The organism is Roseomonas sp. FDAARGOS_362, assembly GCF_002754815.1.
GTDB classification, from domain to species: domain Bacteria; phylum Pseudomonadota; class Alphaproteobacteria; order Acetobacterales; family Acetobacteraceae; genus Roseomonas; species Roseomonas mucosa.
Map to the genome: position 1 here is coordinate 3,842,844 of NZ_CP024588.1, position 13,386 is coordinate 3,856,229.

13 protein-coding genes and 1 tRNA gene are annotated in these 13,386 nt (G+C 66.7%); 8 read left to right on the forward strand and 6 right to left on the reverse strand.

Features of this window, described 5'->3' with window-relative positions; genetic code table 11:
- Positions 1-70 precede the first annotated feature (70 nt).
- Complete coding sequence (locus CTJ15_RS21990; RefSeq protein WP_058389138.1) at positions 71-838, forward strand: hypothetical protein; 768 nt, start codon at positions 71-73, stop codon at positions 836-838.
- A 74-nt stretch (positions 839-912) separates the two neighbouring features.
- Here the strand turns inward: CTJ15_RS21990 and CTJ15_RS21995 are convergent, their stop codons facing one another.
- Entirely contained in the window at positions 913-1,410 is a 498-nt protein-coding gene (locus CTJ15_RS21995) for a cupin domain-containing protein (protein WP_226946026.1), read from the reverse strand.
- Positions 1,411-1,690: 280 nt separating this feature from the next.
- On the opposite strand from CTJ15_RS21995, the gene CTJ15_RS22000 reads away from it, so the two are divergent.
- From CTJ15_RS22000 to CTJ15_RS22015, 4 genes are all read left to right on the forward strand, one after another.
- Entirely contained in the window at positions 1,691-2,722 is a 1,032-nt protein-coding gene (locus tag CTJ15_RS22000; RefSeq protein ID WP_126281936.1) for a hypothetical protein, read from the forward strand.
- Positions 2,723-2,851: 129 nt separating this feature from the next.
- A complete protein-coding gene (locus CTJ15_RS22005; protein ID WP_226946027.1) occupies positions 2,852-4,546 on the forward strand; it encodes a tetratricopeptide repeat protein in 1,695 nt (564 codons plus the stop codon).
- A gap of 3 nt (positions 4,547-4,549) precedes the next feature.
- Positions 4,550-5,431, forward strand: a complete 882-nt coding sequence (locus CTJ15_RS22010) for a 4-(cytidine 5'-diphospho)-2-C-methyl-D-erythritol kinase (RefSeq protein WP_099782010.1) — start codon at positions 4,550-4,552, stop codon at positions 5,429-5,431.
- Positions 5,432-5,551: 120 nt separating this feature from the next.
- Positions 5,552-5,626, forward strand: a tRNA-Gln gene (locus tag CTJ15_RS22015).
- A gap of 20 nt (positions 5,627-5,646) precedes the next feature.
- On the opposite strand, the gene CTJ15_RS22020 is transcribed toward CTJ15_RS22015, so the two are convergent.
- Positions 5,647-5,859: a hypothetical protein gene (locus CTJ15_RS22020; RefSeq protein ID WP_019459686.1), complete on the reverse strand. Its 213-nt coding sequence runs from the start codon at positions 5,857-5,859 to the stop codon at positions 5,647-5,649.
- A gap of 202 nt (positions 5,860-6,061) precedes the next feature.
- Here CTJ15_RS22020 and rpsD point away from each other — a divergent pair, with 202 nt between their 5' ends.
- Both rpsD and CTJ15_RS22030 read left to right on the forward strand, forming a co-directional pair.
- Positions 6,062-6,679 carry a 30S ribosomal protein S4 gene (gene rpsD / locus CTJ15_RS22025; protein ID WP_019459687.1) on the forward strand — a complete coding sequence of 206 codons (618 nt, stop codon included), beginning with the start codon at positions 6,062-6,064 and terminating at the stop codon, positions 6,677-6,679.
- A gap of 123 nt (positions 6,680-6,802) precedes the next feature.
- A complete protein-coding gene (locus CTJ15_RS22030; RefSeq protein WP_075822200.1) occupies positions 6,803-7,591 on the forward strand; it encodes a tryptophan-rich sensory protein in 789 nt (262 codons plus the stop codon).
- 236 nt (positions 7,592-7,827) lie between these two features.
- Here CTJ15_RS22030 and grxD read toward each other — a convergent pair whose 3' ends face one another.
- From grxD to CTJ15_RS22050, 4 genes are all read right to left on the reverse strand, one after another.
- On the reverse strand, positions 7,828-8,166 hold the full coding sequence (gene grxD, locus CTJ15_RS22035; protein WP_019459689.1) for a Grx4 family monothiol glutaredoxin: 339 nt from the start codon (positions 8,164-8,166) through the stop codon (positions 7,828-7,830).
- Positions 8,167-8,176: 10 nt separating this feature from the next.
- Positions 8,177-8,410 (reverse strand): BolA family protein, encoded by a 234-nt coding sequence (locus CTJ15_RS22040; RefSeq protein ID WP_019459690.1) that lies wholly within the window; start codon positions 8,408-8,410, stop codon positions 8,177-8,179.
- A 3-nt stretch (positions 8,411-8,413) separates the two neighbouring features.
- Positions 8,414-10,639 carry a phosphoribosylformylglycinamidine synthase subunit PurL gene (gene purL, locus CTJ15_RS22045; RefSeq protein WP_099782255.1) on the reverse strand — a complete coding sequence of 742 codons (2,226 nt, stop codon included), beginning with the start codon at positions 10,637-10,639 and terminating at the stop codon, positions 8,414-8,416.
- 74 nt (positions 10,640-10,713) lie between these two features.
- Positions 10,714-11,310 (reverse strand): transposase, encoded by a 597-nt coding sequence (locus tag CTJ15_RS22050; protein WP_099782011.1) that lies wholly within the window; start codon positions 11,308-11,310, stop codon positions 10,714-10,716.
- Positions 11,311-11,475: 165 nt separating this feature from the next.
- On the opposite strand from CTJ15_RS22050, the gene CTJ15_RS22055 reads away from it, so the two are divergent.
- Positions 11,476-13,230, forward strand: coding sequence for an AIPR family protein (locus CTJ15_RS22055; RefSeq protein WP_099782257.1), 1,755 nt, complete (start codon positions 11,476-11,478; stop codon positions 13,228-13,230).
- Positions 13,231-13,386: the final 156 nt, after the last annotated feature.

Consider the following 13,386-nt stretch of genomic DNA (forward strand, 5'->3'; position numbering starts at 1 on the left):
GTGAGGACTGAAATCCTCTTAGGAGGATTCAGTTCTCCTTTTGTTCCTAGAATCGGTCTAGGATCGGGGGATGCCCCCCGATCCTTTGCTCGAACAGCTCGAAAGGACCCTGGCCGACTCCTACAAGCGGGAGATCGAGGCGGAGGAGAATGTCTGGCGCAGCCTGCCCTTCTTCGCCGCGACCTTCGCCCTGCAATTCGCCGGGCTGGCCCAGGCGCGCGACTGGCTGCTGGCGATGCAGGGAACCACCGCCCTCGTGGCCATCGTGCTGCTGGTCCTGGCCGGTGGCTCGACGGCGCTGGGCCTGCTTTTTCTGGCCCAGTCCATCGCCCCCGCCGAGTTCCGCTACCTGTCCCGGGAGACCGAGCTGCTGCGCTATGCCGGCGCGCTGCGCGAGCAGGAGCGGGCAGCCGGCCGCGAGGCCGCCGAGGCTTCCGCCGCTGCCCTCGCCAGCTTCCGTGCGACGCTGGTGGCGCAATACGCCATGGCGGTGGACAATAACCGGGCCATCAACCGGCGCCGGGCGACGCGGCGAACCAGGGCGGCCCTGGCGATCCTCTGCTCCGTCCTGCTGGTCACGGCCCTGGTGGCACTGACACTGGGCACCAACATGTCCCATGCCACCGGAGCCGGACCGATCCATGACAGCCAGAAGCCCGCCGAAAGCACCCTCGCCACCGGAAGCGGAGCCACCCGGCCAGGACCAACCGGCGGAGACTCCGCGACAACCCGCCCCGGAGGAAACGCCGGCCGAGCCGCCGATGGTGGTGGTGCGCGAGGGATGGTGGAGCCGCGGAGTGGCGGAACGGCCGCGCGAGGCGCTGCGGCGGGAGGATGAGTCGAAGAAGCGATAAGCGGCGGGAAGGCTCCGGAGGTCCAGCCCGCCGCCTGGGATTGCGCCGTGGCCGGTGCTTACTCCGGCCGGATCCACTCGGGCTCGTCGACGATGTCGAGGTCGTCGAGGTTCACGATCACTTCCTCGGTCCCGGAGCGGACCAGGACGCAATGCAGGTCCTCGGTGTCGGAGGCGTTCAGCTCCTGATGCGGCAGATAGGGCGGCACCAGCATGAAGTCACCGGCCTTGGCCTCGGTGATGAATTCCAGCCGGTTGCCCCAGCGCATCAGCGCATGGCCGCGCACCACGTAGATGATGCTTTCCAGCGCGCCATGATGATGCGGGCCGGTCGGATGGCCCGGCCGGATGAGGTTGGTTCCGGCCCAGAGATGCTGGGAGCCGTTGCGGCTGCCGCTGATCGCGACCTCGCGGTTCATGCCCAGCGTTTCCGGCGTGTCACAGCTCCGGGCACCGGCCTTCACCACCTTGATGCCGTTGTTGCGCCAATCCTGGGCTTCGCTGGCCGGGGCCTGGCCGGCCTGGGCAGGGGTCTTCGCGATCGTGCCGTCGGGCATGGCGGGCGTCTCCTTCACAGGGAAATCCATCTCTCGGCACACATTTTAGGGCGCCGCCAGCATCGTGAAATGGGCGGGTTTTTCAAACTGCCGCGCTTCTCCAGCACAGTCCTCTCCCTCCGCCGCGATGGCGAGAATAGTTTTCCGCGACGAGGGCCGGGAGGCCGGGGCGCCGAAAACCGATGCTCGACGGGAAGCGCCGCACGCGATAAGCGGCCTGCGATGCCTTATATGGTCTTCTTCGTGTTCCTGATCTTCCTGACCGCGCTGGCCTCCTGTGTTGTCAGCTGAACGGTGCGTCCTGGCGGCGCTTCTCCTCCTGCTCCTCCCCCTGGCCGGGTGCGGGGACCTGCCCCAGCCCTATCGCGGGCAGCCGGGTGGCATGGCGGCCAAGCTGGTGCAGCCGCCTGCCTACCGGATCGCCGTGCCGCCGCCGGACGCGGCCATGCTGACCGATGCAGGCAGCAGGCGCTTCGCCTCCGATCTCGCGGATGCGCTGGTGGCGGCCGAGGTGCCGGCCGTGGCGAGCCAGCCCTGGCCGCTCGACTGGCGGCTGAAGGTGGTGGCGAGCCGCGAGGGCCAGACCATCGTGCCGCGCTACACGCTGGAGAATGCCGACGCGCAATCCGTGGTCGAGGCGCGGGGCAACCCGGTGCGGATCGAGGAATGGGCGGGCGAGGACCCGAAGATGCTGCAACGCGTGGCCACCAGCGATGCCGGCACCGTGGCCACGCTGCTGGCGCGCGCCGATGCCGCCCGCCGCGCGGCGGACCCCGCGACGCTGGTGGCGAACGGCCCGCCCCGCCTGCGCTTCATCGGCGTGAAGGGCGCGCCCGGCGACGGCGACGCCGCCCTGACCACACGCATGACCGATTTCCTGGCCGACAAGGGCTTCCTGGTGCAGCCCCAGGCGGAGGGTTCCCTCTTCAGCCTGGAGGGGCGGGTGAACATGGTGCCCATTCCCGACCGGCAGCAGCGGGTCGAGATCCAGTGGATCGTGACCCGCAAGGACGGCCAGGAGATCGGGCGAGCCATCCAGATGAACCAGATCCCGCAGGGGACGCTGAACGGGCTCTGGGGTGACGTCGCCTATGTGGTGAGCCAGGAGGCGGCGCAGGGCGTGCGCGACATCATCAACAATGCCGGCGGCTTCGGGCCGCCGCCCACCTCTCCCGGCGGGACCGGCACGAAGGCACCCGGCGGCAAGCCGCAGGCCGGCGTGGCGCCGCCGGCTCCGGCGGGGGATGCGGCCTCCATGGCCGCGCCGCTCCTCCTGCCCGAGGACGATTCCCTGCCGCCTCCCCAGGGCTGAAGCGGCGGGAGAGACGCCGCGCGGCCTGCTCCACGGGGCTGTGGCGGCCGCGATCCGGAGGCGGAAGATTTGCTCACCGGATCGCGATTGCTCTGGAAGAGCCTCGCCATGCCGCCTACGCTGCATTGCATGATGCCATTCTCCCTGGAGCCGGGGCTGCGCGCGGTCCTGCTGACCGCCGCGCTCCTCGCGGGATGCGCGGCGGGCGATGGTCCGCGAACCGCAGGCGATGCGCCCCGCGGTGCCTTCGGACCTTATCTGGCGGGCCGCTTCGCCTCTTCCGAGGCGGACAGTGCCATGGCTGCCGCGCAACTCGGGGAGGCGCTGCGGCAGGACCCCGACCAGATCGAGGTGCTGCAACAGGCTTTCGGCGCCGCGGTGATGAACGGCCAGTCCGATGCGACGCGCCTCGCCCGGCGCCTGCCCGAGGACCAGCTGGCGAACCTGCTTCTCGCCGGGGCGGATGCCCAGGCGGGGCGGTGGGACCGCACCGAGCAGAGGTTGCGCACCCTGCCACGCCGGGGGTCGGCGCAGTTGCTCCAGCCCCTGCTGGTCGCCTGGGCCCAGGCGGGGCGGGGCGACACCGCGCAGGCCCTGGCGCTGCTGCGGCCCTTCATCGAGGACGGGCGGCTGCGCGGCGTGATCGCGCTGCATGCCGCGATGATCGCCGATCTGGGTGGACAGCCGCAGGATGCCGCGCGCTACCTGCGCCTGGCGATCGCGGATACCCAGGAGCCGAACCTCCGCTTGGCGCAGATCGGTGCCGGCATCCTTGCCCGGGCCGGTCAGGAGGCGCAGGGCGCGCGGCTCTTCGACGTGATGGCCCGGGGGAACGACGACATCGCCATGGCCGTCACGCCGGCGCTGCGCCAGAAGGCGCTGCAGGGTCGCGCGGTGGCGAGTGCGACCGAGGGGATGGCGGAGGCCCAGGTCGCCTTCGGGGCGGCGCTCCGCTCCCAGGGGGGACCAGACCTCGCCCTGATGCTGTCGCGCCTGGCGCTGCGCCTGCGGCCGGATTTCGCCCCGGCCCTGCTTCTCGCCGCCGATTCCCTGGCGGACCAGAAGCATACCGACCGCGCCCTGGCGATGCTGGAAACGGTGCCGGAGCGCGATCCGCTGGCGCCGCTGGTGGCGCTGCGCCGTGCCTCCCTGCTGGATGCCATGGGCCGGACTGCCGAGGCCGAGGCGCTGCTGCGCCATCTGGCGCAGGGCCATCCCCAGGCCGTGCAGCCCGTGGCGCAGCTCGGCGACATGCTCCGCACGAGGGGGCGCTTCGGCGAGGCCTCGGCGGCCTATGGGGAGGCACTGGCCCGGGCCCGCGCGGACGGGTCCGTCGGCTGGCCGCTCTACTATGCCCAGGGCATTGCGATGGAGCGTGGCGGACGCTGGACCGAGGCTGAGGCCTCCTTCCGCCGTGCCCTGGCGCTGGCGCCGGACCAGCCGAGCGTCCTGAACTACCTCGCCTATTCCTGGGCGGAGCGGGGCGAGCGGCTGCCGGAGGCGAAGCGCATGCTGGAGCGGGCTGCGGCGCTGCGCCCGCAGGACGGCAACATCGCCGACAGCCTGGGCTGGGTGCTGCTGCGCCAGGGGGATCTGCCGAAGGCCGTGCAGACGCTGGAGCGGGCGGTGGAGCTGGAATCGCGCAACTCCACGATCAACGAGCATCTGGGGGACGCCTACTGGGCGGTCGGCCGGCGGACGGAGGCGCGCTACCAATGGCGCCGGGCGCTGGATCTCGCCCCGGCTTCCGAGGACGGGCCCCGGCTTTCCGCCAAGCTGCGGGATGGGTTGCAGACCTCTCCCGCCGCTTCCGCTATGCGCTGAGCCATGTCCGATATCACGACGAACCGGCCCCAGGCCGCAGGGGCTGGGGCGGCTGAATTCGCCCCGGCCAAGGTCAATCTCTTCCTGCATGTCACCGGGCGACGCGAGGATGGCTATCACCTGCTCGACAGCCTGGCCGTCTTCGCGGGGGTGGGCGATGAGCTCACGGCTTCGCCGGCGGAGGCGCTGACGCTGGAGATCGACGGGCCGGAAGGCGGCGCCCTGGTCGCGGAGCCGGACAATCTGGTGCTGCGCGCGGCGCGCCTGCTGGCGGAAAGCCGCGGCGTCTCCTACGGCGCGGCACTGCGGCTGACCAAGCGCCTGCCGGTGGCTTCCGGCATCGGCGGCGGCTCGGCTGACGCGGCCGCAGCGCTGCGCCTGCTGGCTCGCCAGTGGCGGCTGCCCCTGCCGCCCGAGGCGGCGGTGGCGCGGCTGGGCGCGGATGTGCCCGTCTGCGTCGCGTCCCGGGCCGCGCGCATGGGCGGCATCGGCGAGGAACTGGCGCCGGCGCCACGTTTCCCGGCCTATGGGCTGCTGCTGGCCAATCCGCGCATCCCCCTGTCCACGCCCGCCGTGTTCCGTGCCCGGGCGCCCGGCTCCACGCCTCCGGCGGAACTGCCCGCATCCTGGTCCAGTGTCCGGGCCATGGCCGAGGATCTCCGGCGCTGCACGAACGATCTGGAGGCCCCGGCACGAGAGCTCTGCCCCGCCGTGACGGAGGTGCTCTCGGCGATCGCCAGCCGGAAGGACTGTCTGTTGGCGCGGATGAGCGGTTCCGGCGCGACCTGCTTCGGCCTCTTTCCCGATCCGGCCATGGCCCAGGCGGCGGCCGAGAGCCTGCCCTCCGCCTGGTGGCGCTGGGGCGGGGCGCCCGCAGAAGGCTGAGTCGTGGCCTGCTGCTGCGACGCGGTGGAAAGAAACCCGGGCCGGGAGGTCTTTACGGACCCCCTGGGCTCCGATTATCTCCCTCCCCACGCGAAAGCCCGGCTCGCAAGGGCCTGCTACTGGGGCGTAGCCAAGCGGTAAGGCAGCGGTTTTTGGTACCGCCATTCCCAGGTTCGAATCCTGGCGCCCCAACCAGCGATCGTATCTCCGGATGTCTAGCGCATGGGCTCCAGCCGAGTGGCGAGGCGACGGGCCAGGGCATAGCCCAGCATGCCGGCGACCGGCGCGGCCGGAAGGGCCAGCAACCAGCCGATATGGGCGCCCTGCACCACCATGCCGAGGCCGATGCCGAACATCGTCCCGCCGGTCAGGCAGCCGAGGACCCCGGCGGTCAGGCCGAGGATCAGGATCTCTTCGCGTCTCACCATCGTATCCCAGCAGGTGCAGGAAGCCTGCCGCTTTGACAAGCGGGGGTTTGACAAGGGGGTGGCACGCCGTTAAGGGGCGCCCTCCTTCCTGGGAATGTGGACGTGGCGTTCTGCCGCGCGCCCGCTTCCGGCCTTTCGGGGCCGGGGGACTACCGGGACAAAACTGGCCCACCGGGCCATCGAAGACGAAAGGACCCGCCGCATGACGAAGCGCGCGGAAAGCAAGTACAAGATCAATCGCCGCCTCGGCGTGAACCTCTGGGGCCGTGCGAAGTCCCCGATCGCGAAGCGCGAGTACGGCCCCGGCCAGCACGGCCAGCGCCGCAAGCAGAAGCCGACCGATTTCGGCATCCAGCTGATGGCGAAGCAGAAGCTGAAGGGCTACTACGGCAACATCGGCGAGAAGCAGTTCCGCAAGTATTACGAGGAGGCCGTGCGCCGCAAGGGCGACACCTCCGAGAACCTGATCGAGCTGCTGGAGCGCCGCCTGGACGCCGTGGTGTACCGCATGAAGCTGGCGGTGACGCCCTTCGCGGCCCGCCAGTTCGTCAACCACGGCCACCTGCTGGTGAACGGCAAGCGCGTGAACATCCCCTCCTATCTCGTAAAGGACGGCGACGTCATCGAGGTGAAGGAGAAGTCCAAGCAGCTGACCGCCGTGCTCGACGCCGCGCAGTCCGGCGAGCGTGACGTGCCGGAATATGTGCAGATCGACCACCGCCAGATGAAGGGCTCCTTCATCCGCGCGCCGAAGCTGGGCGATGTGCCGTACCCGGTGCAGATGGAGCCGAACCTGGTCATCGAGTTCTACTCGCGCTGATCCTTTCGCCTCACAGGTAACCCTTTCGGGCCTCCTGCCGAACGCCGCCACTGGGAACGAACCCCCGGGGGCGGCGTTTCGCGTTTCTGGAGTAAGCTTTGTGCCTTCCCGGGAGAATCGCCTGTGCCGAGTGAGCAGACCCGACGTGTTCTGGCCCTGATCCTGCCGCTGGTGCAGATCGTCGTGGGGCTCCTGCCGCTGGTGGGGGTGGGGACTTCCATGGCGGTGGTGTCGGGGAGCAGCCAGACGCCAGTGGTGCCGGCGAACTATGCCTTCCCCATCATGTGGACGGTGCTTTTCGCGCTCTCGCTGGCCTATGGCGTCTGGCAGATCCTGCCGATGAACCATGCGGACCCGCTGCTGAGCCGCGTCGGCTGGCCGCTGGTCGGGGTCTTCGCGCTGAACACGCTGTGGGAGGCAGTGGCGCAGTTCAGCGGGCGGAACGGGTTCTTCCTGGTGGCGATCATGCTGCTGAACGTCGTTTGCGCCCTGGCGGCCTTCTTCCTGGCGCGGCGTGGGGTGGAGCCTTCGCGCAGCGGGCGCTGGCTGGTGCTGCCGCTGACCGGTCTGATGGCGGGATGGCTGACGGCCGCCTGCTTCGCGAACATCTCCGGGGCCGCGCGGGTGGCGGGGATTATCCCGGTGGAGGGGATGGTGGCCACGGTGGCGGCGGTGCTGCTGCTGCTGGCGGCCGGGGGCTTCGCCGCGGCGGTGGTCTGGGCAGCCAGGGGCAGCGTCTGGTACCTGGGCGGCGTCGGCTGGGCACTGGTGGCCGTGGTGGTGGCCAATCTGGGGGCGAACCAACTGGATGTGCTGGCGGCGCTGGCGGCTGCGGTGATGCTGGCCCTGGTGGTAGGCGTGGCCTGGACCCGGCGGGTGCCGGGGCGGCGGGGCAGGCAGCTCGGCGCCTGAGGGAAGGTGCTGGCGCTCCAGCCGCAGGACACGGAAGGGATGGAGGGCGGCCTGGACGGGGCGTGTTTCCCCGCCGGGTGCCGGTGCGTTGCCGGAGCGGGGTTTTCGTTCCGTGTTGGTTACGGAGCCGGTGGGAGAGTCGGTATCCGGACAAAAGAAACCCCGGCGAGGGCGGACCCTGCCGGGGTTTGCTTTGGCGCCGGGATGGGTGAGGCTTCCGGCTTTCCGGGGAGGTTTCAGGCCGCCTGCCCGGTGGGGATGTTCTTGTCCTGGAGCAAGGTCTGGAGCTCGCCAGACTGGAACATCTCCATGATGATGTCGCAGCCGCCGACGAACTCGCCCTGGACATAGAGCTGGGGGATGGTCGGCCAGTTGGTGAAGGCCTTGATGCCCTCGCGCAGCTCGGGATCGGCCAGAACGTTCACGCCCTTGAAGGGCACGCCCACATGGCTGAGGATCTGGACCACGCGGGCGGAGAAGCCGCACTGCGGGAAGGCCGGGGTGCCCTTCATGTAGAGGACCACCGGGTTCTCGGTGATCTCCTGCTGGATGCGGGCGCTGGTGGCGTCGCTCATGGGGTTCCTTTCAATCGGGGGCGGAGGTCTGCAGGGCGAGGGCGTGGAGTTCGCCCCCCATGCGGCCCCGCAGCGCGGCGTAGACGAGCTGGTGCTGCTGGACGCGGGACTTGCCGCGAAAGGCCTCGGACACGACGGTGGCGGCGTAGTGGTCGCCGTCGCCCGCCAGGTCCTCGATGGTCACGCGGGCGTCCGGGATGGCGGCGCGGATCAGCGCCTCGATCTCGGCTTGCTCCATGGCCATGGGTCAGTTCCCCTCCATCAGTGCGGGCAGGGTAGCCTCATTGGCGGCCCGCAGCGAAGCCACGGATATGGCGGTGCCGTCCGGGAGAACCAAGTCCTTCTCGCCCGTCTCCCCCAGGATCGTGGCGGGGATGCCGGCGGCCTGGGCGGCGGCGAGGAGGGGCTGGGCGTCGGCGGTGGCGACGACGTAGCGGGACTGGTCCTCGCCGAACCAGAAGGCATGGGCGGGGATGGAGCCCGCCACGTCGCGCAGGCGGAGGCCGGTGCCGGTTTCCATCAGCATTTCCGCGATCGTGACCAGGAGGCCGCCATCGGCGCAATCATGGGCGGCCTGGATGCGGCCTTCGGTGATCTGGGTGCGGAGGAAGTCGCCGGTGCGGCGCTCGGTGGCGAGGTCCACGGGCGGGGGGGCGCCGTCCTCGCGGCCCGCGATCTCCCGCAGCCAGAGGGACTGGCCCAGGTGGCCGGTGGTGGCGCCCAGGAGGACGAGGGTTGCGTTGGCGGGGGCGCCGAGGCGGGTGGCCTTCGACACGTCCTCCAGCACGCCGACGGCGCCGATGGCGGGGGTGGGGAGGATGGGGCGGCCCTCGGTCTCGTTGTAGAGGGAGACGTTGCCGCTCACGACCGGGAAGTCCAGCGCCTTGCAGGCGGCGGCCATGCCGCGGACGGCGCTGGCGAACTGGCCCATGATCTCCGGCTTCTCGGGGTTGCCGAAGTTCATGTTGTCGGTGATCGCGAGGGGGAGGGCGCCGGTCGCGGTGAGGTTGCGCCAGGCCTCCGCCACCGCCTGGGTGCCGCCCATCTCCGGATCGGCCAGGACGTAGCGCGGGGTGCAGTCGGTGGTCATGGCGAGCGCGCGGGTGCCCTCGCCGACGCGGACCACCGCCGCATCGGCGGCGCCAGGGCGGCGGGTGGTGTTGCCGCCCACGGTGGCGTCGTACTGGTCCCAGATCCAGCGGCGGGAGCAGAGATCCGGGCTGGCGACGAGGGTCTGCAGGGCCTCACCGATGGTGGTGGGGTTGGGGATGTCGGCCGGGGCCAGCACGGGCTGCTTCGGCGTTTCGGCGGTGGGGCGGCGGTAGAGGGGGGCCTCGGATTCCAGGGGGGCGAGGGGGATGTCGGCCTCGACCTGGCCCTTGTGCCTGACCACGATGCGGCCGGTGTCGGTGATGTGGCCGACAACCGCGAAGTCGAGTTCCCACTTGCGGAAGATGTTTTCCGCGATGTGCTCGGCGCCGGGGCGGAGGACGATCAGCATGCGCTCCTGCGATTCGGAGAGCATCATCTCGTAGGCGGTCATGCCGTCCTCGCGCTGCGGGACGTTGTCGAGGATCATCTCGATGCCCACGCCGCCCTTGCCGGCCATTTCGACGCCGGAGGAGGTGAGGCCGGCGGCGCCCATGTCCTGGATCGCGACGATGGCGTCGGTGGCCATGAGTTCGAGGCAGGCCTCGATCAGCAGCTTCTCCGCGAAGGGGTCGCCGATCTGGACGGTGGGGCGCTTCTCCTCGCTGTCCGCGTTGAATTCCGCGCTGGACATGGTGGCGCCGTGGATGCCGTCGCGGCCGGTCTTGCTGCCGACATAGACCACGGGGTTGCCGATGCCGGCGGCGGCGGAGAGGAAGATCCGGTCCTTTGGCGCGATGCCCACGGTCATGGCGTTGACCAGGGGGTTGCCGTCGTAGCGGGGGTGGAAGTTCACCTCTCCGCCGACGGTCGGGACGCCGACGCAGTTGCCGTAGCCGCCGATGCCGCGGACGACGCCGTCGAGGACGCGCTTCGTGACCGGGTTCTTCGGCGAGCCGAAGCGGAGGGCGTTGAGGTTGGCGATGGGACGGGCGCCCATGGTGAAGACGTCGCGCAGGATGCCGCCCACGCCGGTCGCCGCACCCTGGTAGGGCTCGATGAAGCTCGGGTGGTTGTGGGATTCCATCTTGAAGATGGCGGCCAGCCCTTCGCCGATGTCGATGACGCCGGCGTTCTCGCCTGGGCCGTGGATGACCCAGGGGGCCTTGGTCGGAAGCTCCTTCAGCCAGACGCGGCTGGATTTGTAGGAGCAGTGTTCCGACCACATCACCGAGAAGATCCCGAGCTCGGTCATGGAGGGCTGGCGGCCGAGGATGGCGAGGACGCGCTCGAACTCATCCGGCTTCAGGCCGAATTCCGCGGCGAGCTGCTTGGCACGCTCCGGCGCCAGTGGGGCCGGGGCGAGGGGGGCGGGGCTGGACATGTTCGCCTTGTGGGAAGGCGCGGGCGCGATGTCCAGGGGTTCGCGCATCGGGGGAGGGTTGCCGGGACGGGTGCTCATGGCCAGGCGTGGCGGAGGCGGTTGGGGAGGCGGGCGCGGCCGGCAGCGGTGCGGTGGAGGGCGGCGAGGGTTTTCAGCCAGTTCCGGTAGGCGGTGATTGTGCCGTAGCGCGTTGGAAAGGGCGGGATTTTTGTCTGGCGCAGGGTTTCGGACAAATCCGGGTCCGGGAGGAGCCAGGGCGGGCCGGGGAGAGCGGAGCGGAGGCCGAGGCGGCGGGCGAGGAGGATGAGGCGCAGGCCGAGGATGCGGTAGGCGCGGCGGGCGGCGCGGCAGATGCGGTGCTCGATGGCGCGGAGGGGGTGATTGGGGTGGGTTTCGGCCAGGAGGGTGAGGAGGCGGGTCCAGAGGCCGTTGTGGGTGAGGCGGCGGAAGTAGCGGGCGATGGTGGCGGGGTTGCCGTAGTGGGGCGGGAGGGCGCGCCAGGGGTCGGGGGTGAGGGCGAGGTGGAAGATGGCGTCCATGCGGAGGCGGAGGTCGGCGATGGGGCGGCCGGCGGGGGAACGCGGGAGGATGTGGGGGAGGAGGGCGAGCCACTCGTCGTCGGTGAGGGGGCGGAAGGGTTGGGGTGGGGAGAGGCGGGAGGGGTGGCGCATGGGCGGGAGTGTAGCATGAGGGTGGGGAAATAGGCAAATTTTCCTATCATGTGGGTCTAATTGTCACCGCTTTAGAGGGTTTGCGTGAGGTAATTTTCAGTTCAGAGTTGTGTTAAGATAGGCAAGCCTACTTTTGGTCGAAATTATTCGGGGAATGGCTGTTATATGATCAACTCTAATCCATCCTGGCAACTGGCTTATCGCGAACGAGAAGACTTAATTCCTTTTGATAGTGCCGGATTGGCGCTTTTTGCAATGGCACTGAAATTTGGGTACGATGACCTAGTTACAATTGGGGCAGATGCTGTCGTAGACGGTCCAGATGATAAGGGCTGCGATGTAGTCTATATTGATAGGGACCAGCAAAGCGTAATCATTGCGCAATCTTACAAATCGATGACGCCAAAACCGGCTGCCCAAGATGGTAAGGCAGCATCCTTACGGCAGGCCATGTCCTATCTTTTGGAAGTGTCTTTAGACAAGGTCCCTGATCGTCTGAAAGCAAGCGCTTCCTCTCTGCGATCGGCTATAACCGACGGTGACGTACGAACAATGCATGTGTGGTTCGTTCACAATTGTCCAGGATCAGCCAATGTTGCTAAGGAAGTTGATACTGTAGGCGAAACAGCAAAATCAATAATTACGTCACGTTACAAAGGTACCGCTATAAATATATTTTCTGAAGAAATATCCACTGAAGTTTTGGAAAAGCTTTATACCGACACAAACACGCCTATACTTGTTGATGATGTGACGGAATTCGAATGCGCTCCAGGTTTGGTGTTTGATGAAGGGGATTGGAGATGTGTAGTTGTGCCATTACAACTGCAACTCTTGAGAAATTTATATGCCAAGCACAAAACAGATCTATTTTCTGCGAATGTTCGTGATTTTCTTGGTGTGAAAGCCGGTGATTCCAACATTAATTATCAAATGCAAAAATCTCTACGCGAAAAGCCAAAAAACTTCTTTGTGTATAACAATGGTTTAACTATTTTGACCCATGCGATCGAGCAGACGAAAATTTCTGATGAAAGGGTTCGAATTCAGGTAAAAGGCTTGTCTATTGTAAATGGAGCGCAAACCACTGGGACTATTGGAACCTCATCTGATGCGCCGCCAGCGGACGCCTTTGTTTTGGCGCGCTTTATATCAACTAAGAGCGAAGATCTGGTGTCCGATGTAGTTAGATATAATAATAGCCAAAACGCTGTCACGGCGTCTGATTTTCGTAGCACCGACCCAATTCAAAGACGATTGGTGGAGCAGATGAAACTCATACCAGACGCAGAGTATGATGGAGGGCGTCGGGGTGGGGTTTCTGCGGCAATAAAGCGTAGACCAAAGTTGTTGCCTTCATACTCTGTCGGTCAAGCATTAGCTGCAATTCATGGCGCCCCAACAGTAGCCTATAACGAGAAGTCTGCAATCTGGTCCAGAGATGCGTTGTACAGCAGGTTTTTTAATGACAACCTTACAGCGTCGCATATTGTTTTTGCTTATGGACTGCTGCGAGCTATAGAAAATGAAAAGAACGACCTGCGTACCAAAGATGTGAGCGGAAGGGAACTTACTGCTGCAGAAAAGGCAAAATTGGCATTCTATAGGAAGCGTGGATCGGTTTTTCTTCTTGCTTCGGCAATAGGCGAATGCTTGGAAACCATAATAGATCGAGTAATACCCAACCGCTTTGCTTTGAGTTTTGGGAATTCAACATCGCCAGATGAAGCAAGTAGGATTTGGGCTCCGGTGGTTGGAGCATTGTCAAGCCTCCATACTCACTTGGACAAAGCGTTTAGCGATGGTCTGAAAAATCAAGAGAGGGTGAGCGAAACAACGCGTGCTTTTTCGCAATTAGTTGCGGGGTTGCGCATTCCGTACGCAGCATTTTTCGATCAGCTCAAATTGGCAGTGCGGTAGTATAAGCTTCCGAGAATGGGAGATGCATGTGCAAAGCCCCTGCGCTGCGACGCCCGAACTTCAGCCCCGGACCGGGGCTTTCGTGATGCTCCGGAAAAGGAGTGGGCCGTCCTCACTGCCGGCGAAGGAAGCCATTTAGTTCTTGGACACGAGTCT